Genomic DNA, 23,879 nt, shown 5'->3' on the forward strand with positions numbered 1-23,879 from the left:
GGGAAAACGCCTGTGCGCAGCAAAAGATGGACGACCGGACTGGCGCCGCTCCCACTCAGCAACAACACTCATCCCCACGGACAATCAGAGGATTCCCACATGCTATGGAAAAAAGGCCGACGCAGCGACAACGTGGTCGATGCCCGTGGCGATGATGTCGGCGGTGGCGGCGGCGGGATGCGCTTCGGTGGTGGCAAGGGCCTGAGCCTGACGGCGATCATTTTGATCGTCGGGATCGGCTGGCTCACCGGCCAGGACCCGATGCAAATCCTCGGGCAACTCACCGGTCAGATGAGCGAGCAATCGGCACCGACCACCAGCCAAACCCGCAAGGCGCCACCGGCCAATGATGAAGGCGCCGAATTCGTGCGCTCGATCCTTGGCGATACGGAAGACACCTGGGGCCAGATTTTCCAGCAGGCCGGTCGTCAATATAAGGAACCGACCCTGGTGCTGTTCAGTGGCCGCGTCAACTCGGCGTGCGGTCTGGCCAGTTCGGCCACCGGTCCGTTCTATTGCCCGGCAGACCAGAAGGTTTATCTGGACACGAGTTTCTTCCAGGAGATGTCTCAGCGCTTTGCGGCCGCCGGTGACTTCGCTCAGGCCTACGTGATCGCTCACGAAGTCGGACATCACGTTCAGACCTTGCTCGGCGTATCAGCGAAAATTCAGACGGCTCGCCAACAAGGCCGGCAGATGGAAGGCGATGGCGGATTGCTGGTGCGTCAGGAACTGCAGGCCGATTGCCTGGCCGGGGTCTGGGCGAACAATGCGCAGAAGCGTCTGAACTGGCTGGAACCGGGTGATATCGAAGAAGCCTTGAACGCCGCCAACGCCATCGGCGACGACCGTTTGCAGCAACAAGGTCAGGGTCGCGTGGTGCCGGACTCGTTTACCCATGGTACGTCAGCGCAACGGGTGCGCTGGTTTAAAACCGGATTCGCCCAAGGCCAGGTTGGCCAGTGCGACACCTTTGCAGCGAAAAACCTTTAATGAATAAGTGGCTGTTGGCTTTACTGTTTACCTGCGCAAGCGCCCAGGCTGCCGAACACGGCGTTAAAGAACTCAGCCCAGGCCGGCTGCTGTTGAAAGAAGGTGAGATCGCGGTGGGCATCGGCCCGGCGCCGAGCAAAATCGAACGCGTACTGATCATCATCCATGGTCGATTACGCAATGCCGAAACCTACCGCCAGAGTGCCGAGCGTGCGGCCGACCAGGCGGGACAAACTGCGAACACGCTGGTGATCGCCCCGCAATTTCTCAATGAAACCGACGTTGCGACCCATCCCGTGGCTGACAGCGTATTGCGCTGGCAGGGCAATGACTGGATGGCCGGTGGTTTATCCACCGCGCCGTTCCCTCTGAGTTCCTACGCGGCACTCGACGAAATCATCGCCCGAATTGGCGATCGCCGACAGTTTCCGGACGTGAAGCACATTGTCATCGCCGGTCACTCGGGTGGGGCTCAGGTGGTGCAGCGCTATGCGTTGCTGGGTCACGCTCAACCAGAACTCAAGGCGGCCGGAATTCAGGTGCGATACGTGATCGCCAACCCGTCTTCTTATGCGTACTTCGATGAGCGCCGGCCGGTGGCGTTCAACCACGCCGGTTGCCCAGGCTTCAATCGCTGGAAGTACGGGCTGGCGGACCTGCCCGCCTACGCCGAGGGACAAACGCCTGCGCAGTTGCAGGAAAACTACGCCACGCGTGACATCGTTTATCTACTCGGGCAGCAGGACATCGACCCGAATCATCCGGCGCTGGATAAAAGCTGCGAGGCCAAAGCCCAGGGAGCGAATCGATTGGCGCGCGGGCGCAATTATTTTGCTTATCTGAAGCGGCTGCATTCTCAAGGGCTGAGTCAGCAACTGATCGAAGTGCCCGGGGTCGGGCATGATGGGGATGGGATGTTTAATTCGCCGGAGGGGCAGAAAGCGTTGTTCGGTCAGTAGGTTTGGTGGCGCCTGATCTGACGCCATCGCGGGCAAGCCCGCTCCCACAGATTTTGTGTTGGGCAAAGTATTGTGTTCAACATAGAACCTTGTGGGAGCGGGCTTGCCCGCGATGGGGCCCTCAAGCCAACAGCATCCGCCTCAGCTCAACACAATCCTGCGCATGCCAATCCGTCAACTCAGGCCACGGATTATCCGGCAGGTTCACCAACACCGTCCGCGTGCCCGCCGCCCGACCGCAATCCAGATCAAAGCGGTAATCACCGACCATCACCATCTCGCTCGCCGGCACCTGCCAGGCCTGGGCCAATTTCAGCAGACCACCCGGATGAGGTTTTGGCGGCGCTTCATCGCGACCCAGCACATCCTCCACCGCGAAGCAGTCGGCCAGACCGATCGCCTCCAGCGTCACATGCGCCAATTCGCGAGCATTGCGCGTCAGGATGCCGAGGCGATAACCGCGCCCAGCCAATTCACGCACCAGTTCCACCGCACCCGGCGCCGGCTTCGAGCCCAGCGCCAGGTCTCGTTCGTGCTCCAGCAACCACGCGTGTTTGACCGCCGCCTCTTCAGCCGGCAGTGCGGCGAGGTGGGTCAGGATGTCGTCTTCGGCCGGGATCGCCAACGCCACGCGAATCGCCGCGAAGTCATGCACTGCCACCGTCAGGGTGCCGTCCATGTCGAACACCCAGTGCCGCACCTCGGCCAGGCTCATGCCCAATCCTTGCGATGGCGAATCAGGCCTTCCTGAGTGACCGAGGCCACCAGTTGCCCGGCGCGATTGAACACGCTGCCACGGGTGAAGCCGCGAGAGTTACCCGCCCACGGGCTGTCCATCGCGTAGAGCAACCAGTCATCGGCGCGCAGATCGGCGTGGAACCACAGCGCGTGATCGAGGCTCGCGACCTGCATATCTTTCTGCCAGACCGATTTGCCGTGGGGCTGCATCGACGTGGTCAGCAGACCGAAGTCCGAGGCGTAGGCCAGCAAATATTTATGCAGCGCAGGAGAGTCGGCCAAAGCACCGTCGGCGCGAAACCAGACGTACTTGATCGGATCGGAGGGTTGCGGGTTGTAGGGATCTTTCTCGGTAATCGGTCGGAATTCGATAGGTTTCGGACACAGAAATTTTTCGCGCATGTGCTCCGGAATCAGGTGCGCACGCTGCTGGGTGAGTTCCAGTTCCGACGGCAGGTTTTCCGGGCCGACCACAATCGGCATCTCGGCCTGGTGCTGGAAGCCTTCTTCGTCGTACTGGAACGAGGCGCTGCAGGTGAAAATCGGATTGCCTTTCTGTATCGCCGTCACCCGACGCGTGCTGAAGCTGCCACCGTCGCGCACCCGATCAACCTGATACACCACAGGCAACGCGGAATCGCCCGGACGCAGGAAATAACCGTGCATCGAGTGCACGTGGCGCGTTTCTTCGACCGTCTGACTGGCCGCCGACAGGGACTGACCAATCACCTGACCGCCGAACAACTGACGAAAACCCAGGTCCTGACTGCGGCCACGGAACAGGTTTTCTTCGATCGGTTCCAGGGTCAGCAGGTCAACCAGATCATCCAACACTTGGCTCATTCAGAGTCTCCTCACACAACGCAATGCCGCGCAGTCTTGGCTGCGGCGGTCGATTCAGTTTCTGGCCAGGGCCCTTTCGGCCATTGTAAACGTCCGTGCCCGCTTATCCATGCAAGGTTTGCAGCCATTGTTCACGGGAAATCCGGTACAGCACATGGTGACGCAGGGGATGATCGGCGGCGAGTGTCGGGTGATCGAAATCATCGGCTGAATCATGCTGCATGCCGATCGCCTGCATGACTTTCTGCGAAGGCGTGTTGGCGTCGGTCGTAAATGACACGACCTCCTTCAGCGCCAACCGGTCAAACCCGCAGCGCAGAGCGGTCCACGCCGCTTCACTGGCGTAACCCAGGCCCCAGTGCTCGCGGGCCAGGCGCCAACCGATTTCGGTGGCCGGGGTGAAGGGCGCGTCGAAACCGACCACAGCCAGCCCGGTAAAACCGATAAATGCGCCGGTGTCCTTGCGCTCCAGCGCCCAGAAGCCGAAGCCGTGCTCGGCAAAATGCCCCCGAACCCGCCCGATCAGCGATGCACTTTCCAGACGACTCAAGGGTGCCGGGAAATAGCGCATCACCTGTGGATCGGCACACATCGCCGCAAACGCCGGCAAATCCTCATCGCGCCACTGCCGCAACAGCAGTCGCGCGCTCTCGAGTTCCAGTATCGGCTCCATCGTGCCCCTCCAATTCCATGCCGCAAGTCTACATCGCTGGTAGGATCGTTCACTCACTCCTACACGATTTCATCATGCCCCTGCCGTTGATCTACCACGAAGACTACAGCCCCGAGTTCCCGGCGGAACACCGCTTCCCCATGGACAAATTTCGCCTGCTGCGTGATCACCTGGTGGACAGCGGGCTGACCCTCGACGCCGATCTGCTGCGCCCGGAGCTGTGCCCGCCAGAGATTCTCGCCCTCGCTCATGACCCTGCGTATATCGAACGCTACATGGGTGGCGAGTTGTCCCGCGAAGACCAGCGGCGCCTCGGCCTGCCGTGGAGCGAAGCCCTGGCCCGGCGTACGGTGCGGGCGGTCGGCGGCTCGTTGCTGGCGGCGGAGCAGGCGCTGGAACATGGCTTGGCCTGTCACTTGGCGGGCGGCACCCATCACGCGCATTACGACCATCCTGCCGGGTTCTGCATCTTCAACGACCTGGCGGTGATCAGCCATTTCCTGCTGGAAAGTGGTCGTGTGAATCGGGTGCTGATCTTCGATTGCGATGTGCATCAGGGCGATGGGACTGCACGGATCCTGCACAACACCCCGGAGGCGATAACCGTTTCCCTGCATTGCGAGAAGAATTTTCCGGCACGCAAAGCCGAAAGTGACTGGGACATTCCGCTACCGATGGGCATGGGCGACGTCGATTACTTGAAGGTCGTGGACGATGCGCTCAACTATTTGCTGCCGCTCTACCAGCCGGACCTGGTGTTGTATGACGCCGGCGTTGATGTGCATAAAGATGACGCCCTCGGTTACCTGAAGCTGACAGACGAAGGCGTCGCTGCACGTGATGAAAGCGTGATGCGTCATTGCCTGGGCCGCGACATTCCGGTGGTCGGGGTGATCGGCGGCGGCTACAGCAAGGACCGCAAGGCCCTCGCCCGCCGCCATGGCATCCTGCATCACAGCGCCCAGCGGGTCTGGCAGTCATCAGGTTGTCATTGATCTGTGAGTCTTTACCCACAATGCCTGTGGAACCGCCTGTGGATAACCTGAGTGAAAGCGCCTACAGCCCATGAGCGGTATAGGCTACAGAGCGGTGGTTGTTTTTTGATCAGCCTACAAGTCCATCACCAATCCCTGTGGGAGCGGGCTTGCCTGCGATGAGGGCAGCACATTCAACATCGTTGTTGGCTGACAGTAAGCTATCGCGGGCAAGCCCGCTCCCACAGCTATCGTGTACTGCTAGAATGCGCGGCTATTCCGCCACACCGCAGCTCTCATCATGACTCAGCCCAGCACTTCCCTCTCCCCTCACGTCGCCATCATCGGCGGCGGCCCCGCCGGTCTGATGGCGGCTGAAGTGCTGAGCCAGGCCGGGATCAAGGTCGACCTGTACGATGGCATGCCGTCAGTGGGACGAAAATTCCTCCTGGCCGGTGTCGGCGGCATGAACATCACCCATTCCGAAGCCTACCCGGCGTTTCTCTCCCGCTACGCCGAACGCGCCCCGCACATTGCACCGCTGCTGCGGGGCTTCGGTGCCGAAGCGTTGTGCCAATGGATTCATGACCTGGGCATTGAAACCTTTGTCGGCAGCTCCGGCCGGGTTTTCCCCACGGACATGAAAGCCGCACCGCTGTTACGCGCCTGGCTTAAACGCCTGCGCGATGCCGGCGTCGTTATCCACACCCGCCACCGTTGGCTGGGCTGGAATGCCGATGGCAGTTTGAAAGTAGCAAGCCCAGAGGGCGAGAAAACCTTAACGCCCGATGCAACCCTGTTGGCCCTTGGCGGCGGCAGTTGGTCGCGCCTCGGTTCGGACGGCGCCTGGAGGCTGCCACTGGAACAGCGCGGCGTAGGACTGGCGCCGTTGCAACCGAGTAATTGCGGCTTCGAGGTGCAGGCCTGGAGCGAATTGATGGTCAGCAAATTCGCCGGTGCGCCGCTGAAAAACATCGCCATTGGCCTCAATGACGACGTCCCACGACTCGGCGAATGTGTGATTACCACGACAGGGATCGAGGGCAGTTTGATCTACGCCCTGTCGGCACCGATCCGCGAGGCCATCAACCTGCACGGCGCGGCGACGATTCATCTCGACCTGTTGCCGGGCAAGCCTGTGGATAAAGTACAAGCGGCGTTGAGCAAACCGCGCGGTTCACGATCAATGGCCAAACACCTGCACAGTCAGCTGGGTATTGATGGCGTCAAAGCGGCATTGCTGCGAGAGCTCACGCCGGCCGGCACCTTCGCCGATACGGCGTTGCTGGCCAAAGCGATCAAGGCATTACCACTGACACTGGTGAAAACCCGCCCATTGGACGAAGCCATCAGCAGCGCCGGAGGCGTGATGTTCGAGGCGATGGATGAACGCTTGATGCTCAAGCCATTGCCTGGTGTGTTCTGCGCGGGGGAGATGCTCGATTGGGAAGCGCCGACGGGCGGCTATCTGCTGACCGCGTGTTTCGCCAGTGGGCGCGCGGCGGGGTTGGGGATGGTGGAGTGGTTGCAGCGTAAAGGTTGAATACAGAGGTGCGCCCTTCGCGAGCAAGCCCGCTCCCACATTTGATCTGAGCCGTATGAAGATTCAGTGTGGGAGCGGGCTTGCTCGCGAAGGCGGCTTAACAGGCGACGCAGCTCATCAAGGCTTCTTCTTGCGCGGCCCGGTATTGAACACCGGTACTTTTCGCACAGGCTTGATCGAAGGTTCCGGCGCCGAATTATCACCGCTCTCAACCCACTTACCCAGGTTGCGCTTACCGCCACCGGAGGTCTTTGGCTTCTTCGGCTTTTTCGGTTTCTTGACCACCTGACCGCTGGCATCGGTATCCGGCACGCGGTGCTCAGGTTCGAAATCATGTTCCATCTGGCGAGGCAACGTCTGACGGGTCAACGTCTCGATGGCTGACAGCAAATTCACTTCATCGGCGCACACCAGCGAAATGGCCTGCCCGCTTGCACCCGCACGGCCGGTTCGACCGATACGGTGGATGTAGTCTTCCGCCACGATCGGCAGGTCGAAGTTGACCACCAACGGCAAGTCTTCGATATCCAGACCACGGGCCGCGACGTCAGTGGCGACCAGTATCTGCACTTCACTGAGTTTGAAACGGTCGAGCGCGCGCTGACGCGTCGCCTGCGGTTTGTCGCCGTGGATACCGTCGGCGTTGATGCCCAGGCCCTGGAGTTTTTCCACCAGCGCGTCCACGCCGTTGCGGGTCTTGGCGAACACCAGCACTTGCTTCCACTTGCCCTTGCGCATCAAGTGAACGAACAGCTCGGGTTTGCGCTTCTTGTCCACCACCACGACCCATTGCTTGACGGTGCTGGCAGCCACGTTGCGCGGGCTGACTTCAATACTCAGCGGATCGTTGAGCATTTGTCCGGCCAGCAAGCGGATCGCGTCGGAGAAGGTCGCGGAGAACAACAGCGTCTGACGTTGCTTGGGCAGCACGCGGTAAATGTTCCCCAACTCCTCGGAGAAACCCAGATCGAGCATGCGATCGGCTTCGTCGAGGATCAGGGTTTGCAGCTGATTGAACTTGAGGGCCTTCTGGCGATACAGGTCGAGCAACCGACCCGGCGTCGCCACCAGCACGTCGACACCTTTGCGCAGCTTCATCATTTGCGGGTTGATGCTGACGCCGCCGTACACCGCATAAGTGCTCAACGGCAGGTTCTCGGCGTACTGGCGCACGGCTTCATGAACCTGTTCGGCCAACTCACGAGTCGGCACCAGGATCAGCGCGCGTACCGAGTTGGACGCCACTTTCGGTCCTTCCATGGCCAACAATTGCAGCAGCGGCAGCGCGAAACCGGCGGTCTTGCCGGTGCCGGTCTGGGCCGCGGCCATCAGGTCGCGACCGGCCAGCACCGCCGGAATGGCTTGCGCCTGAACCGGCGTCGGGGTCTGGTAGCCGAGCTTCTCGAGAGAGCGCAGCAAGGGTTCGATCAGGCCAAGGGAGGCGAAAGTCATGGGATTACCGTAGGAAAATTCAGCGCGGGTTTTTCAAAACAAGTGTGCAAAACAAGATGCAATGGCGCGCAGTTTACCCTAATTCACACTCGATTCTGTCGGCACCACTGCAGCAGGCCGTTCCGGAGCCCGGCGCCACTGCGGCAAGCCGATCAGCACCACGGCACTGATGATCACCAGCATGGCCAGCGCTTCTTCGATCCCGATGGTCTCGCCGACAAACACGATTCCCAGCAACACCGCCACGGCCGGGTTGACGTAGGCATAACTGGTCGCAGCCGCTGGACGCACGTTTTTCAGCAGGTACATATAAGCGTTGAAGGCGATGATCGAACCAAAAAAGGTCAGATAAGCCAAGGCTGCCCAGCCTTCAATCGGCGGCATGCTCTCCAGGTGCTCACCGCTCAGCGCACTGCCTATCAACAGGGCCACGCCGCCCACCAGCATTTCCACGGCACTGGCCATCGCGCCTTGCGGCAATGGCAAGTGCTTGCTCCACACCGAACCAAAGGCCCAGGACGCCGCCGCAAACACCAGCAACAACGCGCCCAACGGACTCGATTGCAGGTTGGAGCCAAGGTTGAGCATGCCGATGCCAATCAGCCCGAGCGCAATGCCGGCCCATTCGAGACGGGTATTACGCGCGCCCCAGAAATATCCGCAGAGCAAGGTAAACAACGGCACCGTCGCCACCGCCAGCGCCGCCACACCGGAGGCCACGCCCATGTGTTCAGCCACGCTCACCCCGCCATTACCGCAGGCCAGCAGCAAAATCCCGATGATCCCCGCCGCTTTCCACTGCGCCCAGGTCGGTGCCGGCGCCCCGCGCCAGCGCAGGAAGCCGTACATCAACGTCCCGGCGATCACGAAGCGGATACCGGCGAGCAGCAACGGCGGCCAGGACTCCACACCGATGCGAATCACCAGGTAAGTCGAGCCCCAAATCACGTACAGCGCGAAAAAAGCGGCGATCAACGGTAAGGAAAAACGACGTAAGCCAGGCATGGGGCAGCTCGTAGGCAGGACAAGTGAACAGCTATTCTAGAAAGGCCAGCGGCGTAAAATAAGTTACAAAACCTGTTTATAGCGCCGGTACACTTTTCAAAACACGGAGATTTGCGGCATAAACCGTGCTTTCGAAAGTCAGTCATTTTTCAGGAATACCACGATGGACAAATACGACCGCATGCTCCTAAGCGCCTTACTGGAAAACGGTCGTGCGTCCTACGCCGACCTGGCGCGCAAAGTGAACCTGTCCGCCCCGGCCGTGGCCGAACGCGTGGCCAAACTCGAGGCCTGTGGGGTGATCACCGGTTACCAGGCGAAAGTCGACATGGCCAAGCTAGGGTTGCCGATCCAGTGTGTGATCGAACTGCGCCTGAACCAACACGGCAACCAGAAGGCCTACGACGACCTGATCAAAATCCCACAGTTGACCGAGTGTCACCGGGTGACGGGCGATCCGTGCGTGATCATGCAAGCGGCGGTGGGCTCGATGCCGGAGCTGGAAGAGTTGATTAACCGGATTGCCAAGTTCGGGTTCAGCAAGACGTCGATTGTGCTGTCGAGCGCGATAGAGAAACGCGTGCCGTTGGGGCAATTGGAAAGCAATGGCAAAGTCTGAAACAGCGCAGTCCTTGTGGGAGCGAGCCTGCTCGCGATCTCGGAGTGTCAGTCAACATTGATGCCGACTGTCAGACCGCTATCGCGAGCAGGCTCGCTCCCACAGGGGATTTGCGGTGTTCTTAGAAACCGCGATGCCGCTTGAGATGCTCATTGATCTTCGCCGCCGGCACTTTCTGCAAGCTGACCAACAGATCATGCGACAACTCCCGCAACCCATGCTTCTGCCGCAGTTCCTGGGCCAGGTGCGCCGTCAGGTTTGCCGCCATTTCCGCATCCGCCATCGCCCGGTGAGCTTTACCGGTGTGCGGCAGGTTGGCGAACGTGGTGAGGGTGCCGAGTTTGTGGTTCGGCGCGGCGGGCATCAGGCGGCGGGCCAGTAGCAGCGAGCAGGCAAAGTTCTGCAAACGCGTGCGCTTGATGCGCCCCAGTTCGAAATCCCAGAACTTCTGGTCGAACGCAGCGTTGTGGGCCAGCAGTGGTGTGATGCCGACGAACTCGTTGACCTCGTTCATCACCTGCTCAGCCGATGGCGCGGTGCGCAGCATGGCGTTGCTGATGCCGGTGAGTTGTTCGATGAAGCCTGGCACGCGCACGCCGGCGTTCATCAGGCTTTGGTAACGCTCGACGATGCGCCCCTGTTCAAGGATCACCACGGCAATTTCCGTGGCACGGCAGCTGCTGCTCGGGGAGATCCCGGTGGTTTCAAAGTCGATGACTGCTATGCGTTCCAAACCTGTTTCAACTCCGTAAAAATCAATTCTTGAGCAGCAACGCGCCTTCGATCGGCACGTAGCGGCTGGCGGCGCGGATCAGCGAGTTGGCGGTCAGGCCCGGTACGCCGTAAGCCACGGCCTGAACCCCGTGCTTGGCGATGATGCGCTCCAGCAGCATGTCGAAATCACCGTCGCCGGAGGCCAGCACCACTTCGTCGACATGATCGGCGGCGTCCATGATGTCGAGGGTGATGCCCACGTCCCAATCGCCCTTGGCCGAGCCATCGCTGCGCTGGATGTAGGGCTTGAGCTTCACGACGAAACCGAGGTTGCGCAGGATCTGCTGGAACTGCTGCTGTTTGCTGTCACCGCGATCGATCGCGTAGGCATAGGCCTCGACGATCTCGCCCTGTTTGCTGATGTCAGCCCACAACGCGGCATAGTTGAAATGGCAACCATAGGCCTGACGCACGGTGTAATAGAGGTTCTGGACATCGGCGAACACTGCGATTTTTTTCACCGGTCATCCTCGTTGGCGCGCCGCAGCGCGGGCAGGATCAGGCACCAGGCCCGAAAAGTTGCCCAGTATGCCAGCCTGAAGGATTGTTCCGCGAATAATCGGCCGTGTGGCGAGGGAGCTTGCTCCCGCTGGGGTGCGAAGCGCCCCCTTGCTCTAGAACCTCAGGGGCCTGCTACGCAGTCCAGCGGGAGCAAGCTCCCTCGCCACAGTGAATCAGACGAAGGAATCGTCGTCGCCGCCGAAGAACGATGAGCTGTCATCGCTGTAGTCGGCGTCGGTAAAGCCGCCCTGATCACTGGAGTTGTCAGCCACACGCTGTTCATCGACCGAGCCGTTGTCACCGCTCTGATCGTTGACCTGAGCCGGCTCTTCCTTGATCACTTCAACCACTTCCGGCTGCTGATTGTGATGGAACAGGCTGCTGATGCCTTGCGCCAGCATCACGCCACCCGCCACACCGGCGGCGGTTTTCAGCGCACCACCGAGGAATCCACTGCCGGCAGCAGGCTGTTGCTGGCCGTAATTCTGCTGAGGCGGGGCTGCGCCAAAGTTCTGTTGTGGCGGCTGCGAATTGAATGACGGCCGCGCCGGTTCACGCCAGCCGCCACCGTTCGATGCCGGTGCGCTTTGCGTAGGCGCTGGCTGCGGATCGCGGGAACCGCCACCGAAGATGCTCGACAAAAAGCCACCGGTGCTGGGTGCCGGCGCGGTGGTCTGGGCTTTGGCCGATTGCAGTTCGGCCTGCAATTGCTGGACTTGCTGGGTGAGTTGCTTGTTCTGTTGGTCGAGGCTCTTGATGGCGGCCTCTTGCACCAGAATCGCCTGGGTCATGAAATAGCCCGCCGCAGGCTGGCGAGTCAGGTGTTCCTTGATCCGCGCCTCAGCCTGGGCGTCGCGCGGGGCTGAGTCCGTTTCGGCCTGTTGCAGCCGGGAAAACAGTCCATCGATCAGGGTTTGTTCTTCGCTGTTCATGGCGACCTCGTAGATTGCCGGGAATATCGGCGCCCTCATCCACTGTGGATAAGGTGCTCCTTCGTAATGGAGGCTGAAACAGGATGTTTCAATGATCTTTACCGAACGTTTACGTTTGCGCCTCCCGGCACTTGATCGGTTAAAGTGAGCCACTGCTTCCCACCTGCGATACCGACTGATGAATTCGTTCGATGTACTGCGTGACTCTCTGTATTTCTTCAAGCGCAATCTGGGCCAGATCGTCCAGCTGTGCCTGCCGCTGGTGATTCTGGAGGCGCTGTTGCAACAAGTGGTCGACCACTCCACGGAGCCCGACAGTTTTCCCGGCATCAGCGTGATGGTCGGCTTGTTGGTTTACCCGCTGTACACCGCCGCGCTGATCCTGTTTCTCGACGCCCGCAGCCGTGGCGAATCGCCGCGCAATCGCGACCTGCTGTCGAGGTCCGCCTACCTGTGGCCGCGTTTTGCCGTGCTGACGGCGCTCAATACGTTGTTGATCCTGATCGGCCTGTCGCTGTATTTCCTGCCGGGCATCTGGCTGATGGTGACCCTGGCGTTTGGCGAGTATTTGCTGGTGCTGCGCGGCATGGCCCCGCTGGCGGCGATGAAGGAAAGCCTGCGCCTGACCCGCGGCCATTTCCTGCGCATTCTGGTGTGCATCCTGTGTGTCATGGGCCCGTTGTGGGTGCTCAAGGGCGCCACCCTGGCGATGTACCCCGAGCCGCAGAACCCGGTGATTTCGTTGCTGATCGACAGCGCTCACAGCTTCCTGCAACTGTTCGTCAGCGTGGTGCTGTTCCGCCTGTTCATGCTGATCGGCGACGCCCCCGAGAAAATCGACGGGCAGCTCTGACCGTGGGCTTCGGCGCAGGTCTCGGTTATGCTCGGGGCCATCTTTTGTAACGCTATAAGCCGAGCCATGACCCGTCTACTGCGCTACACCCTGCTGGGCCTGCTGATTGTCATCGGCGTGTTGATGTCGCTGATCTACAGCCTGACCTGGCGCCCCGAAGCCAAGGAGGTGCTGCCCGTCAATTGCAGCGCCCAGGCGCCCACCCTGGTGCCCGGCCAGGCGTTGAAAGTGATGACGTGGAACGTTCAGTACCTGGCGGGCAAGCGCTACGTGTTCTGGAATGACCTGGCCGCCGGCAGCGACGAAAAGCCCACCCCTGAAGACATGGCGTTCAGCCTCGATGAAGTGGCGCGGGTGATTCGCGATGAGCAACCGGACATCGTCCTGCTGCAAGAACTCGATGACGGCGCCAAGGCCAGCGATTACCAGAACCAGATCAAACTGCTTGAAGAACGGCTCGCCGACCTTTATCCGTGCAGCGCTCACGCCTTCGACTGGAAAGCCGACTTCGTGCCGCAACCGCACATCTTCGGCAGCGTCGGCCGGCAACTGGCAACGCTGAGCCGCTACCGGATCGAACACGCCGAACGCCTGCAATTGCCCGTCGCCCCGGCCAATCTGATCAGCCGCCAGTTCAAACCGAAAAACGCCTTGTTAGTCACGTACCTGCCCCTGAGTGACGGCGGGCAGATCGCGGTGCTCAACACTCATCTGGACCGGGTGATCCAGCCTGACGAAACGCTGCAAGCACAGGTGACTGCCGTGGCCAAAGTCCTCGACAAGTACGAAAGCCGTGGCACGCCGTGGCTGATTGGGGGTGACTTCAACCTGTTGCCGCTGGGCCAATATCAACGCCTGCCGGCCGAGCAACGCACGCCCTACTCCGCCGACAGCGCGCTGCATGTGCTGTGGGACAAGTACCCGATGATCCCCACCAACAATGAAGCCAGCGGCATCGACCGTGCGCGCTGGCTGACCCATTACCCGAACGACCCGGGGTTGAACGGACCGGACCGGACCGTCGATTACCTGTTCTACAGCACGCGGATCAAACGGGTGGAAGCGATGGTGAGGCAGGACGATACCTTGCGGATCTCCGATCATTTGCCGGTGATTGCACGGTTCCTCTTGCCTGCCGCCCCCTAACCCCGGCGCGACGCAAAACCTGTGGGAGCGAGCCTGAACTGGCCTAATGATTTTGGACACCTCAATCGGGCGCTATGATGGCGCCCAAATCTGAGGTGTTTGGATATGCGTAAATCTTATTCCAATGAGTTCAAACTCAAGGCTGCCAGCATGGTGCTGGACGAGGGGCAGTCCGTTCCCGAGGTCTGCACCAGTTTGGATATTGGCCCTACGGCCTTGCGCCGCTGGGTCGATCAGGTTCGTAAGGAACGCTTGGGTTCGACTCCGGTGGGAGCCAAGGCGATTACCGCGGATCAGCGAGAGATCCAGGAACTTAAAGCCTTGCTCAGGCAAAGAGACCGGGATATCGAAATCCTAAAAAAGGCCAGTGCTCTCCTGCTTTTGGACGCCAAAGATCACTCTCGTTGATCTGTGAGCTGGGCGAGCAGTACGGCGTTAACGATTGCTGTCGTGTCTTCGGAATAAACCGCAGTAGCTTTTACGCATGGCGTCAGCGCCAAGGCAAAGTGAGTCCTAAGCGAGAGAGGCTCAAGGCCATGCTGCTCAAACACCACAGGGCGTCGAGAGAGTCTGCGGGTGCTCGTACCTTGGCTAAACAGCTGCAAGCCGGCGGGTATGATGTCGGGCGATTCATGGCTCGCAGCCTGATGCGAGAAGCAGGCATTGTCAGCCGTCAACGCCGGCGCCATAAGTACAAGTCACCCGGCGTGGAAGCTTTGGTGGCACCGCATATGCTCAAACGCAAGTTTGATGTTACGGCGGTCAATCAGGTGTGGTGTGGGGACGTGACGTACATCAAAGTCGGCAAGCGCTGGCTGTATTTCGCGGCAGTTCTGGACTTGTTCGCTCGCCGGATCGTGGGCTGGTCATTTTCGATGATCTCCGATGCCACGCTGACCTGCGAAGCCCTGCGGATGGCGATTGAACTACGCGGTCGCCCAAAAGACGTACTGTTTCACTCCGACCAGGGTTGCCAGTACACCAGCCATAAATTCAGAAATGAACTGCTGGAACATGGACTCCGGCAGAGCATGAGCCGTAAAGGCGAATGCTGGGACAACGCTCCGATGGAGCGTTTCTTTGGAAGTTTGAAATCAGAGTGGGTGCCAGAAGCAGGCTACGGATCGGAACATGAGGCCCGAGCGGATGTGCAGCGCTATGTATCGCGCTACAACATCACCAGGCCGCATAGCTACAACGACTATCGGTCACCAGTCGCCAGGGAGAAGTTGGCGGCGTGAAACCTTAATCGGTGTCCAAGATTACTTGACCAGTTCAGCCTGCTCGCGATGGCGTAGTGTCAGTCGACATCATTGTTGAATGATCAATCGCAATCGCGAGCAGGCTCGCTCCCACAAGGGATTTGGGCATGACGGGAAATCGGCTTAATGCGCCTCCTCCAGTTCGTCATGCAACAGCCCTAAGATCTTGCGCTTCATCTCGATGAATGAGCGCTCCATGACCATGTCCAGGGTCCGTGGGCGTTCGATCGGCACGTCGAGAATCTGCTTGATTCGCCCAGGTCGCGCGCCCATCACGTAGACCCGATCGCCCAACAGAATCGCCTCGTCGATGTCGTGGGTGACGAACAGCACGGTCTTCTTGCTGTTGCCCCAGACCCGCAACAACAGCTGCTGCATTTGCAAACGCGTCTGGCTGTCGAGCGCGCCGAAGGGTTCGTCCATCAGCAGGATTTGCGGGTCATTGGCCAGCGCCCGAGCAATCGCCACGCGCTGCATCATGCCGCCGGACAACTGCTTGGCGTAGTTGTCGGCGAACCCGGTCAGGCCAACTTCATTGACATAGTAATCGACGATTTCCTTGCGCTGGGCCGCCGCCATGCCACGACGCTTCAGACCAAACTCGACGTTCTGGCGCACGGTCAGCCACGGGAACAGCGTATAGCTCTGGAACACCATGCCGCGATCCGCGCCCGGCCCTTGCACTTGCTGACCACCCACATAAATCTCGCCTTCGGTGGGCTCATTCAGACCGGCAGTGAGGTACAGCAAACTCGACTTGCCGCAGCCCGACGGCCCGACCAACACCGCGAATTGCTGATCCGGCACTTCAAACGACACCTGTTCCAGCGCCGTGAACATGCCGCCGTCAGGTTTCTGATAGCGCAGGCTGACCTTGTCCACTTGCAGCCGTGGCGCAGCTTGCACCGGGGCCGCCTGGGGCGTGACGAAACGAGGGTTGACGGCGGTTACTGAGCCCATGCGGCGATCCTCAAACGAAGGAAACGGAACAGTTGATCGGTGACCAGGCCCAGCAGGCCGATGATCGCGATTGCCAGGAAAATCACATCCACTTGAAAGCCGCGCATGGCTTTGAGGCTCAAGTAACCCAGGCCGCTGGAAGCCGCGACCAGTTCGGCAACCACCAGGTACGTCCAGGCCCAGCCCATGGTCACGCGCAAGGTGTCGAGCACACCCGGCAACGACGCCGGAGCGATCACATGCAGCACCGCATCGCGCCGGTTCGAGCCCAAGGTGTAAGAGGCGTTGATCAAGTCTTTGGAGATGCCCTTGGACACGTCCGCGATCATCACTAGTTGCTGGAAAAACACCCCGAAGATGATCACTGAAACCCGTTGTTCGAGACCGATGCCGATCCACAGAATGAACAGCGGCACGAACGAGGTCACCGGCAGGTAACGGATGAAATTGACCATCGGTTCGAGGAACGCCTGGACGATGCGAAAGCTGCCCATCAACAACCCCAGCGGCACCGCCACCAGCGACGACACGATGAAGCCGACCATCACCACTTCGAGGCTGGCCCACACATGCAGGCCGAGCGTGCCATCGCGGCTCAGGCGCACGGCGGCCTCGACCACCGCGCCCGGTGTCGGCAGAAACATGCCCGGCACCACGCCGCCATAGGACAACCCGGCCCACAGGCCGACCAACAAGACCCAGGCCAGCCCGCTTGCACTCCAGATCACCGACACCGGCAAACCGGTCTTGGGCGTGATGCAGCGGCTCAGCCATGAATTGCGCTTGAACATGCGGACCTCCTAGAGCGTCGGGCTGACGAAGCGGTTGTCGATCAGGTCGTCATTGCTGACGTTGTAGGGTTTGCCCTGCAATTCACTGGCGGTCTCGTTGGCCAGTTTGATCAGCGGTTCGCTGTCGCCCGGCTTGCCTGGCGAGCCGAGGAGTTTCTCGCTCATGGCCTGATCGTAAAAGCGCACGCCTTGCGCGGCGGCGGCCAGTTCCTTCGGATCGGCCAGGTAGCCGCCGACGCCTTTGGCCATGATTTTGTAGGCTTCCTCCGGGTGGTCCTTGGTGTACTGGACGGCTTTATACAAACCCGCCACCAATGCCTTGACGTCTTCTGGCTGTTTTTCGATGACCGTGCAGTTGAGCACCACCACGTCGACGATCACTCCCGGCGTGCTGCTGCTGTCGATCAACACCTTGCCTTGCTGCTTGCTGCGCACCATCGACAGATGCGGTTCCCAGGTGACGGCGGCCGGCACGCGACCGGCGATGAACGCAGTAGCAGCGTCGTCAGCCGTCATGTTCTGCACGGTGATGTCGCTCATTGTCATGCCGTGTTTTTTCAGCAAATAAGACAGCCAGAACTGCGAGGTCGACCCTTCGTTCACCGCCACGGCTTTGCCCTTCAGCTCCTGCAGACTCTTGACGTCCTTGCCGACCAGAACACCGTCGCCTCCATGGCTGTCATCCAGTGCGGCCACCGCTTTGAAGCAGAATTGCGGGCGGTACTTGAGCACTTCGTCGATGGTCGACGCCGAGCCCGACAATTCGCCTGACGCCTGAGCGGCCATGTACATCGAGGCCTCTTCGACCACCGGCAACTCGACGGTCAAACCGTTTTCCTTGAAGTAGCCCAGGTCCTGGGCGAGGTAGAGGGTGCCGTAGCCGACCCACGTGGTGTGACCGATGGACAGGGTGCCGGCCTGGGCGCTGGTGGCGACCGTCGCGGCGATGGCGGTGACCGCCAGTGGATGAGCGAAGCGGGTGAGCAAGGACTCGATCATGGAGCACTCCCAAAGCTGTTGATTTAGTTTTGTCATGGGCAGTACGGCCAGTGGCCTTGGAGCAGTAGCAACCGGTGGTCTCTGAAGGACCTTTCGGTGGTCAGCGTTTGGCTGACTGGCGAGGTCGATGTTGGCCCACGGCGGGGAATAGGAAAATTAGGAAATATGTCGATGGGAGAGATGAAAAAACTGGGTAGCGTGCGCCGTAAAAGGGCGCTGTGGGCGGGGATGCCCGAGGTGGGTGCAAAAGGTGAGAGGTGTGTTAAATCGGTAATAGCTATCGCGGGCAAGCCCGCTCCCACAGGATTCGTGTTGGCCTCAGAATTCCGGCACGACACATAACCTGTGGGAGCGAGCTTGCCCGCGATAAGGTCCGCAGGACCTTCTGGCAATGTCAGAGCCGACCGTATTCCTGCGCAGTACGATCAACAGCTTTCAGGGTTTTGCCAACCAGCTCATCAACCTCTTCACGACTGGCAATCAACGCCGGCGCCATGATCATCCGCCCCAGCGTCGAGCGAATAATCACCCCTTCCTCGAAACCAATCGTGCGGCATCGCCAAGCGATATCGTTCTCATTGGCAAAGCGCTTGCGAGTGCTTTTGTCCTCGGCCAACTGCAACGCCGCCACCATCCCGACCCCCTGAATATCGCCCACCAACGGGTGAGTGCCGAACACCTCGCGCAGGCACTGTTGCAGGTACGGCCCGATGTCATCCTTGACCCGCGTCACCACCCCTTCATCGCGCAAGGCCTTGAGGTTGGCAATCGCCACCGCCGCCGCCACCGGGTGCCCGGAATAGGTCAGGCCGTGGGCAAATACCCCGCCCTGCTCCACCAGCACCTGGGCCATTTTCTTCGACAGGATCAACCCGCCCATGGGGATGTAGCCCGAGGTCAAACCCTTGGCGATCGACAAGGTGTCCGGCTCGAAACCGAAGTGCTCGTGGGCGAACCATTCGCCGGTGCGACCGAAGCCACCGATCACTTCGTCGGCGCATAACAGCACGTCGTACTTGCGGCAGATTCGCTGAATTTCCGGCCAGTAACTTTCTGGTGGGAAGATCATTCCGCCGGCGCCCTGGAACGGTTCGGCGATGAATCCGGCAACCTTGTCGGCGCCGAGTTCGAGAATCTTCGCTTCCAGTTGCTGCGCCGCCCGCAGGCCGAATTCAGCCGGCGTCAGGTTGCCCTCGTGCGCAAAGAAGTACGGCTCGTCGATGTGTTCAATGTCGGGCAGCATGCCGCCCATTTCGTGCATGAACTTCATGCCACCGAGCGCTGTCGCCGCCAGGGTCGAGCCGTGGTAGCCGTTCCAGCGACCGATCATGACTTTCTTCTCGGGCTTGCCAAGCACCTGCCAGTAACGCCGCACGGTGCGGATCAATACCTCGTTGGCTTCGGAGCCGGAGTTGGTGTAGATCGCGTGGCTGTAGTGGCCGGGCAACAGGCTGAACAACAACTCCGAGAGCTCGATCACCTGCGGGTGGGTGGTGTGGAAAAACATGTTGTAGTACGGCAACTGCTCCAATTGTTGAGTCGCCGCAGCAGCCAAATCCTTGCGGCCATAACCGAGGTTGGTGCACCACAACCCGGACATGCCGTCGAGGTAACGCCGACCATCGTTGTCCCACAGGTGCAGGCGCTCGCCCCGGACCATCACCCGAGGCCCTTCTTCGTTGAGCGCCTTTTGATCGACGAACGCATGGATGTGGTGCGCAGCATCGGCGGCCTGGTAGTCGCGGGTTTCACGTGGTGTGGTCATCGCCAGTTCTCCGTTTTGTTTTTAGCGGCTGTTATGAGCGCAGCTGAAACCAGGTGGTCTTCAACTGGGTGTATTTATCGAATGAATGCAGCGACAAGTCACGGCCGAAACCGGACTGTTTGCCGCCACCGAACGGCACGGTCACGTCGAGCGCATCGACGCTGTTGACCGACACCGTACCCGCGCGCAATTGCCGCGCTACGCGGTGGGCACGATTGAGGTCGTCGGTCCACAGCGAGGCGGCCAAACCGTAGACGCTGTCGTTGGCCAGTTGCAAAGCGTGTGCCTCGTCATCGAACGCGGTGACCGCCAGCACTGGTCCGAAGACCTCGTCGCGAAACAGCGGCATGGCCGGGCTGACGTGAGTGAACATCGTTGGCTGAATGAAGTTATCGGAACCATTGAAAATCGACTGCCGGCCGCCGCACACCTTCGTCGCGCCTTGGCGTTCGGCCTGCTGGATGAACTTCATGATGTGGGCGGTCTGGCGGCTGTCGACGATGGCCCCGGCGCGGCTCGACGGGTCCAATGGATCGCCCGGCTGCCAACGTTCGGCCTGCGCCTTGAGGCGTTCGACGAACTCATCATGGATCGAACGCTGCACCAGCAACCGCGAGTTGGCCGAGCAGACTTCACCCTGATTGAAGAAAATTCCGAACGCGGCTTTTTCTGCGGCCAGCTCAAGGTCCTGACAGTCGGCGAACACCAGGTTCGCACTCTTGCCACCGCACTCCAGCCACACCTGCTTCAAGTTCGATTGCGCCGAGTACTGCATGAAATATTTGCCGACTTCGGTAGAGCCGGTAAACACCAGGCAATCGACATCCGGGTGCAAACCAAGGGCTTTGCCGGTCTGCTCGCCGAGCCCCGGCAGCACGTTGAGCACACCTGCCGGCAAGCCGGCTTCCAGCGCCAGCTCAGCCAGGCGCAGGGCGGAAAACGGTGACTGCTCGGCCGGTTTGAGGATCACCGAATTACCCGCCGCCAGTGCTGGACCGAGCTTCCATGCAGCCATGTCCAGCGGGAAATTCCACGGCACCACCGCCGCCACCACACCGAGCGCTTCGCGGGTGATGGTCGCCAGCACGTTCTGCGCACTGGGGGCGATCTGGTCGTAGAGTTTGTCGAGGCTTTCGGCGTACCAGCGAAACACCCCGGCGGCGCCCGGCACATCGATGTTGTAGGCATCCATCACCGGCTTGCCCATGTTCAGCGAATCGAGCAACGCCAGCTCTTCGCGATGGGCCATGATCAGATCGGCCAGGCGCAGCAGCACGTGCTTGCGCTCACCGGGCGAGCGCGCCGACCATCTGCCGGCCTCGAACACCTGCCGCGCATTACGCACCGCCGCGTCCACGTCTTCCGCGCCGCATGCTGCGACATTCGCCAGGCATTGGCCGGTGGCGGGGTTGATCGCGGCAAAGGTTTGCCCCGACTGCGCCGAACAGCGTTTGCCATCGATCACGGCTTGATCGGGAAACTGCAGTGCAGCGGCCTTGTTTTGCCAGTATGCAAGCTCGAACACGTTCAGATGCTCCAGGGGCTTTTCTTGTGTTTTGGATGTTGGCCCAGGCCTGTGTCGAGGAAAAATAGTAAAAATGTCTTCGCAGACGATGAAAAAACTGGGCAGCCAATTTCCCCAGTCGAACCGCATAAGGGCTATTGTTCAGGCATAAAAACACCGTCGTCAGAACGGATGCGGGCGGCTCGCAATTTGCTTGGATGTCGACATCATCCACCCCGAGGTTTGCCGTGGCTGCCTACAACCTGCGTCAATTGAAGTACTTCATCACCACCGTCGAGTGCGGCAGCGTCGCCGAGGCCTCGCGCAAGCTGTACATCGCCCAACCCGCGATATCCACGGCGATCAAAGGCCTGGAAGACAGCTTCGGCGTGCAACTGCTGATCCGCCATCACGCCCAGGGCGTGTCCTTGACTCCCAGCGGCGCGCGCTTCTACCGCAAGGCCCAGGAACTGCTGCGCATGGCCAAGGAGTTCGAACAGAACGCCCTGGCCGACAACGACGTGGTCGCCGGGCAAATCGATATCGGCTGCTTCGAAACCGTCGCACCGTTGTACCTGCCGCAATTGATTGCCGGCTTCTCGGCGCTGTATCCGGGGGTGAAAATCCGCATCCGCGACGGCGAGCAGCAAGAGCTGGTGCAAGGCCTGACGTCAGGCACCTTCGACTTCGCCATCCTGTATGAACACGACCTCGACGCCACCATCCAGACCGAACCGCTGATGCCGGCGCAACGGCCTTATGCGTTGCTGCCGGCGGATCATCGCTTCGCTCAGCTCAAGCAAGTGTCGCTGCGCGATCTGTGCCTGGAGCCGATGATTCTGCTGGACGTGCAACCGAGCCGGACCTACTTCGTCAGCCTGTTCGAAGAGTTGCAGCTGACGCCGAACATCGCCTTCAGCTCACCGTCGATCGAAATGGTACGAGGGATGGTCGGGCAAGGGTTCGGCTTCTCGATCCTGGTCACGAGGCCGCATTCGGAATGCACCTATGACGGCCAGAAAGTGGTGTGCGTGGACATCGTCGAAGACGTCACCGGCTCAGGGCTGGTGGCGGCGTGGCTCAAGCGTGGGCAACTGACCAAACCGGCGCAGTTGTTTGCCGATTATTGTCGAGAGCAACTCACCGCCAAATCCCAAAAATCACACCCAACCCTGTAGGCGCGAGCCGCTCACGAAAGACTTGAAGGCAGCGTTGATTTCCAGACAGCACGCGTCATCGTAAACGCCCAACGCGAGCCAGTGGCGTCATGACCATCTTGCTCGTGACCTTGATCTCTCCCTGGTTCTTTGCGGCAATCGTGCCTGAGCCGCGGGCAGATCAAGGCGAACATCCAGAGCGCGAGGGAGCCTTGAGCTAAGCGCTGAAACGGCGTACCCGGACAGCGCACCGCGTTTCATCAGGCCATGCAGCAAGTTCGCTCAAGCGGATTTGGCAAAGTGTTCGAACTGGCATTGGTACTGGGCGTCTTTCAGGCTGGTTTCAAACTCCTCGAGCCCGGCGTAAACCTTCTGCAACCCTTCGATCTGGGTCATGAGTTCCACTTTCTTGTCGGCGATCGCCTGGTTCGCCAGGTCCCATGGCAGCTCCTGGCCACGGTGATCCTGGAGGATCGCCTGCATTTCCTTGAGCTTGAAACCCAGTTGCTGGGCGCATTTGATGAACGTCAGCAGTTCAACGCTCTGCTGGCTATAGACCCGGTATTTGCCTTCGCGCTGGGGTGGCGGCAACAAGCCAATGTCTTCATAGTGGCGGATGCTTTTGATCGTCGTGCCCGACAACTGGGCTGCTTTGCCGATGTACATGAAAAAGTCCTTTTTAAGCCAGGAAAGGGGCGCGCGCTCGCGCGGCGGCATCTTTACATATGCATGCGAAGGCGGGAACCCGAGGACATCAAATGGCGCGCACTGGCAGGGATGAAGCGGGCATCGCCTGTTGCAAGGCGATGCTGCACGACGGGTGTATCAGTGGCTGGCGATATCTTGAGCTTGCTTGAGCCAGGCATCCCGCTGGTTGGGCCTGGAACCGAGCAGCGGTCCAAACGTCAGGGTCTTTAACGGCTTGATGCCACAGAACTCCAGCGTGGTCTTGCGCACCTGGTGCACGCCAGGCATGCGATAGACCCATTTGTAGTACCACGGTGGCGTGTCCATCGTGACCAGCAGGTGAGCGGTCCGTCCTTTCAAGAGCTTGTCGGGGAAGGCTTTGCCATCGCGGTATTTGAAGGCAAAACCGGGCAAGAAGATCCGGTCGAAGAAGCCTTTCATCAAGGCCGGAATGCCACCCCACCAGATCGGATAGACAAATGCCAGGTGCTCAGCCCAGGTGATATCGGCCTGGGCCCTGAGCAGATCGGGCTCCAGTTGCTGAGTCTGTTTATAGCCATCGTGCAGCACCGGATCGAAGCTCAGCGCATCCAGTCGTAACAGACGTACATCATGCCCGGCACTTTTTGCCGCCTCGACATACGTCTCGGTCAATGCACCACAAAAGCTGTCGGTTGATGGGTGCCCCAAAATTACCAGTACGCGCTTGCTCATCATCACTACACCCTGAAAGTGGAGCTTTCAGGGTA

25 protein-coding genes are annotated in these 23,879 nt (G+C 60.2%); 10 read left to right on the top strand and 15 right to left on the bottom strand.

The features are described from left to right. Nucleotides 1-99: 99 nt before the first annotated feature. Together ypfJ and ACA057_RS27370 are read left to right on the top strand one after the other, a co-directional pair. Complete coding sequence (ypfJ, locus tag ACA057_RS27365; RefSeq protein WP_401357668.1) at nucleotides 100-993, top strand: KPN_02809 family neutral zinc metallopeptidase; 894 nt, start codon at nucleotides 100-102, stop codon at nucleotides 991-993. Continuing rightward, nucleotides 993-1,952 carry an alpha/beta hydrolase gene (locus tag ACA057_RS27370; protein WP_497343860.1) on the top strand — a complete coding sequence of 320 codons (960 nt, stop codon included), beginning with the start codon at nucleotides 993-995 and terminating at the stop codon, nucleotides 1,950-1,952. Before ypfJ ends, ACA057_RS27370 begins: the two co-directional genes overlap by 1 nt. 121 nt (nucleotides 1,953-2,073) lie before the next feature. On the opposite strand, the gene ACA057_RS27375 is transcribed toward ACA057_RS27370, so the two are convergent. The 3 genes from ACA057_RS27375 to ACA057_RS27385 form a co-directional block, all read right to left on the bottom strand. Then, entirely contained in the window at nucleotides 2,074-2,667 is a 594-nt protein-coding gene (locus ACA057_RS27375) for an HAD family hydrolase (protein WP_497343862.1), read from the bottom strand. Next, nucleotides 2,664-3,533, bottom strand: coding sequence for an acyl-CoA thioesterase II (gene tesB, locus ACA057_RS27380; protein WP_497343864.1), 870 nt, complete (start codon nucleotides 3,531-3,533; stop codon nucleotides 2,664-2,666). Before tesB ends, ACA057_RS27375 begins: the two co-directional genes overlap by 4 nt. 103 nt (nucleotides 3,534-3,636) lie before the next feature. Beyond that, nucleotides 3,637-4,206 (bottom strand): GNAT family N-acetyltransferase, encoded by a 570-nt coding sequence (locus ACA057_RS27385; protein ID WP_497343866.1) that lies wholly within the window; start codon nucleotides 4,204-4,206, stop codon nucleotides 3,637-3,639. A 74-nt stretch (nucleotides 4,207-4,280) separates the two neighbouring features. Between ACA057_RS27385 and ACA057_RS27390 the strand changes: the two genes are divergently transcribed. Together ACA057_RS27390 and ACA057_RS27395 are read left to right on the top strand one after the other, a co-directional pair. Then, nucleotides 4,281-5,201, top strand: coding sequence for a histone deacetylase family protein (locus tag ACA057_RS27390; RefSeq protein ID WP_497343868.1), 921 nt, complete (start codon nucleotides 4,281-4,283; stop codon nucleotides 5,199-5,201). 280 nt (nucleotides 5,202-5,481) lie between these two features. Beyond that, complete coding sequence (locus tag ACA057_RS27395) at nucleotides 5,482-6,723, top strand: TIGR03862 family flavoprotein (protein ID WP_497343870.1); 1,242 nt, start codon at nucleotides 5,482-5,484, stop codon at nucleotides 6,721-6,723. A gap of 117 nt (nucleotides 6,724-6,840) precedes the next feature. On the opposite strand, the gene rhlE1 is transcribed toward ACA057_RS27395, so the two are convergent. Together rhlE1 and yedA are read right to left on the bottom strand one after the other, a co-directional pair. After that, nucleotides 6,841-8,175: an RNA helicase RhlE1 gene (gene rhlE1, locus ACA057_RS27400; protein WP_497343872.1), complete on the bottom strand. Its 1,335-nt coding sequence runs from the start codon at nucleotides 8,173-8,175 to the stop codon at nucleotides 6,841-6,843. A gap of 78 nt (nucleotides 8,176-8,253) precedes the next feature. Next, nucleotides 8,254-9,180 (bottom strand): drug/metabolite exporter YedA, encoded by a 927-nt coding sequence (gene yedA, locus ACA057_RS27405; protein ID WP_497343874.1) that lies wholly within the window; start codon nucleotides 9,178-9,180, stop codon nucleotides 8,254-8,256. Nucleotides 9,181-9,343: 163 nt separating this feature from the next. On the opposite strand from yedA, the gene ACA057_RS27410 reads away from it, so the two are divergent. Beyond that, nucleotides 9,344-9,799 (top strand): Lrp/AsnC family transcriptional regulator, encoded by a 456-nt coding sequence (locus tag ACA057_RS27410; protein ID WP_497343876.1) that lies wholly within the window; start codon nucleotides 9,344-9,346, stop codon nucleotides 9,797-9,799. A gap of 121 nt (nucleotides 9,800-9,920) precedes the next feature. Here ACA057_RS27410 and ACA057_RS27415 read toward each other — a convergent pair whose 3' ends face one another. The 3 genes from ACA057_RS27415 to ACA057_RS27425 form a co-directional block, all read right to left on the bottom strand. Continuing rightward, complete coding sequence (locus ACA057_RS27415; protein WP_059402064.1) at nucleotides 9,921-10,532, bottom strand: 3'-5' exonuclease; 612 nt, start codon at nucleotides 10,530-10,532, stop codon at nucleotides 9,921-9,923. Between the two features lie 22 nt (nucleotides 10,533-10,554). Next, a complete protein-coding gene (locus ACA057_RS27420) occupies nucleotides 10,555-11,034 on the bottom strand; it encodes a LabA-like NYN domain-containing protein (RefSeq protein ID WP_059402065.1) in 480 nt (159 codons plus the stop codon). 213 nt (nucleotides 11,035-11,247) lie between these two features. After that, a complete protein-coding gene (locus tag ACA057_RS27425; protein WP_497343879.1) occupies nucleotides 11,248-12,006 on the bottom strand; it encodes a DUF2076 domain-containing protein in 759 nt (252 codons plus the stop codon). A 178-nt stretch (nucleotides 12,007-12,184) separates the two neighbouring features. Between ACA057_RS27425 and ACA057_RS27430 the strand changes: the two genes are divergently transcribed. From ACA057_RS27430 to ACA057_RS27445, 4 genes are all read left to right on the top strand, one after another. Continuing rightward, nucleotides 12,185-12,859 carry a YciC family protein gene (locus ACA057_RS27430; RefSeq protein WP_497343881.1) on the top strand — a complete coding sequence of 225 codons (675 nt, stop codon included), beginning with the start codon at nucleotides 12,185-12,187 and terminating at the stop codon, nucleotides 12,857-12,859. 66 nt (nucleotides 12,860-12,925) lie between these two features. Then, entirely contained in the window at nucleotides 12,926-14,005 is a 1,080-nt protein-coding gene (locus tag ACA057_RS27435) for an endonuclease/exonuclease/phosphatase family protein (RefSeq protein WP_497343883.1), read from the top strand. Between the two features lie 105 nt (nucleotides 14,006-14,110). Then, the gene (locus tag ACA057_RS27440; protein WP_497342247.1) at nucleotides 14,111-14,413 is read left to right on the top strand and encodes a transposase; all 303 of its coding nucleotides are present in this window, start codon (nucleotides 14,111-14,113) and stop codon (nucleotides 14,411-14,413) included. Next, nucleotides 14,410-15,246 (top strand): IS3 family transposase, encoded by an 837-nt coding sequence (locus ACA057_RS27445; protein ID WP_497342245.1) that lies wholly within the window; start codon nucleotides 14,410-14,412, stop codon nucleotides 15,244-15,246. Before ACA057_RS27440 ends, ACA057_RS27445 begins: the two co-directional genes overlap by 4 nt. A 144-nt stretch (nucleotides 15,247-15,390) precedes the next feature. Here the strand turns inward: ACA057_RS27445 and ACA057_RS27450 are convergent, their stop codons facing one another. The 5 genes from ACA057_RS27450 to ACA057_RS27470 all read right to left on the bottom strand — a co-directional run bounded on the left by ACA057_RS27450 (nucleotide 15,391) and on the right by ACA057_RS27470 (nucleotide 21,307). Next, nucleotides 15,391-16,227, bottom strand: a complete 837-nt coding sequence (locus ACA057_RS27450; RefSeq protein WP_497343885.1) for an ABC transporter ATP-binding protein — start codon at nucleotides 16,225-16,227, stop codon at nucleotides 15,391-15,393. Continuing rightward, nucleotides 16,215-17,018, bottom strand: coding sequence for an ABC transporter permease (locus ACA057_RS27455; protein ID WP_008149230.1), 804 nt, complete (start codon nucleotides 17,016-17,018; stop codon nucleotides 16,215-16,217). The genes ACA057_RS27450 and ACA057_RS27455 overlap by 13 nt, the downstream gene beginning before the upstream one ends. 9 nt (nucleotides 17,019-17,027) lie before the next feature. Further along, entirely contained in the window at nucleotides 17,028-18,017 is a 990-nt protein-coding gene (locus ACA057_RS27460; RefSeq protein WP_497343887.1) for an ABC transporter substrate-binding protein, read from the bottom strand. A gap of 394 nt (nucleotides 18,018-18,411) precedes the next feature. After that, nucleotides 18,412-19,782, bottom strand: a complete 1,371-nt coding sequence (locus ACA057_RS27465; protein WP_497343889.1) for an aspartate aminotransferase family protein — start codon at nucleotides 19,780-19,782, stop codon at nucleotides 18,412-18,414. 31 nt (nucleotides 19,783-19,813) lie between these two features. Then, nucleotides 19,814-21,307, bottom strand: a complete 1,494-nt coding sequence (locus tag ACA057_RS27470) for an aldehyde dehydrogenase (protein ID WP_497343891.1) — start codon at nucleotides 21,305-21,307, stop codon at nucleotides 19,814-19,816. Nucleotides 21,308-21,534: 227 nt separating this feature from the next. Between ACA057_RS27470 and ACA057_RS27475 the strand changes: the two genes are divergently transcribed. After that, nucleotides 21,535-22,464, top strand: coding sequence for a LysR substrate-binding domain-containing protein (locus tag ACA057_RS27475; protein WP_497343893.1), 930 nt, complete (start codon nucleotides 21,535-21,537; stop codon nucleotides 22,462-22,464). A gap of 261 nt (nucleotides 22,465-22,725) precedes the next feature. Here the strand turns inward: ACA057_RS27475 and ACA057_RS27480 are convergent, their stop codons facing one another. Together ACA057_RS27480 and ACA057_RS27485 are read right to left on the bottom strand one after the other, a co-directional pair. Continuing rightward, nucleotides 22,726-23,109 (bottom strand): MerR family transcriptional regulator, encoded by a 384-nt coding sequence (locus ACA057_RS27480; protein ID WP_497343895.1) that lies wholly within the window; start codon nucleotides 23,107-23,109, stop codon nucleotides 22,726-22,728. A 159-nt stretch (nucleotides 23,110-23,268) separates the two neighbouring features. Further along, on the bottom strand, nucleotides 23,269-23,847 hold the full coding sequence (locus ACA057_RS27485; RefSeq protein WP_497343897.1) for an NAD(P)H-dependent oxidoreductase: 579 nt from the start codon (nucleotides 23,845-23,847) through the stop codon (nucleotides 23,269-23,271). Between the last annotated feature and the right edge of the window lie 32 nt (nucleotides 23,848-23,879).

This window comes from Pseudomonas sp. LBUM1661, assembly GCF_059695925.1.

Bases quoted from the DNA above. Each gene is read 5' to 3' on its own strand.
- ACA057_RS27450 (WP_497343885.1), bottom strand. From the start codon at position 16,227: ATGGGCTCAGTAACCGCCGTCAACCCTCGTTTCGTCACGCCCCAGGCG.
- tesB (WP_497343864.1), bottom strand. From the start codon at position 3,533: ATGAGCCAAGTGTTGGATGATCTGGTTGACCTGCTGACCCTGGAACCG.
- ACA057_RS27390 (WP_497343868.1), top strand. From the start codon at position 4,281: ATGCCCCTGCCGTTGATCTACCACGAAGACTACAGCCCCGAGTTCCCG.
- ACA057_RS27410 (WP_497343876.1), top strand. From the start codon at position 9,344: ATGGACAAATACGACCGCATGCTCCTAAGCGCCTTACTGGAAAACGGT.
- ACA057_RS27460 (WP_497343887.1), bottom strand. From the start codon at position 18,017: ATGATCGAGTCCTTGCTCACCCGCTTCGCTCATCCACTGGCGGTCACC.
- yedA (WP_497343874.1), bottom strand. From the start codon at position 9,180: ATGCCTGGCTTACGTCGTTTTTCCTTACCGTTGATCGCCGCTTTTTTC.
- ACA057_RS27430 (WP_497343881.1), top strand. From the start codon at position 12,185: ATGAATTCGTTCGATGTACTGCGTGACTCTCTGTATTTCTTCAAGCGC.
- ypfJ (WP_401357668.1), top strand. From the start codon at position 100: ATGCTATGGAAAAAAGGCCGACGCAGCGACAACGTGGTCGATGCCCGT.
- ACA057_RS27395 (WP_497343870.1), top strand. From the start codon at position 5,482: ATGACTCAGCCCAGCACTTCCCTCTCCCCTCACGTCGCCATCATCGGC.
- ACA057_RS27435 (WP_497343883.1), top strand. From the start codon at position 12,926: ATGACCCGTCTACTGCGCTACACCCTGCTGGGCCTGCTGATTGTCATC.
- ACA057_RS27480 (WP_497343895.1), bottom strand. From the start codon at position 23,109: ATGTACATCGGCAAAGCAGCCCAGTTGTCGGGCACGACGATCAAAAGC.
- ACA057_RS27375 (WP_497343862.1), bottom strand. From the start codon at position 2,667: ATGAGCCTGGCCGAGGTGCGGCACTGGGTGTTCGACATGGACGGCACC.
- ACA057_RS27370 (WP_497343860.1), top strand. From the start codon at position 993: ATGAATAAGTGGCTGTTGGCTTTACTGTTTACCTGCGCAAGCGCCCAG.
- ACA057_RS27485 (WP_497343897.1), bottom strand. From the start codon at position 23,847: ATGATGAGCAAGCGCGTACTGGTAATTTTGGGGCACCCATCAACCGAC.
- ACA057_RS27440 (WP_497342247.1), top strand. From the start codon at position 14,111: ATGCGTAAATCTTATTCCAATGAGTTCAAACTCAAGGCTGCCAGCATG.
- ACA057_RS27385 (WP_497343866.1), bottom strand. From the start codon at position 4,206: ATGGAGCCGATACTGGAACTCGAGAGCGCGCGACTGCTGTTGCGGCAG.
- ACA057_RS27425 (WP_497343879.1), bottom strand. From the start codon at position 12,006: ATGAACAGCGAAGAACAAACCCTGATCGATGGACTGTTTTCCCGGCTG.
- rhlE1 (WP_497343872.1), bottom strand. From the start codon at position 8,175: ATGACTTTCGCCTCCCTTGGCCTGATCGAACCCTTGCTGCGCTCTCTC.
- ACA057_RS27465 (WP_497343889.1), bottom strand. From the start codon at position 19,782: ATGACCACACCACGTGAAACCCGCGACTACCAGGCCGCCGATGCTGCG.
- ACA057_RS27455 (WP_008149230.1), bottom strand. From the start codon at position 17,018: ATGTTCAAGCGCAATTCATGGCTGAGCCGCTGCATCACGCCCAAGACC.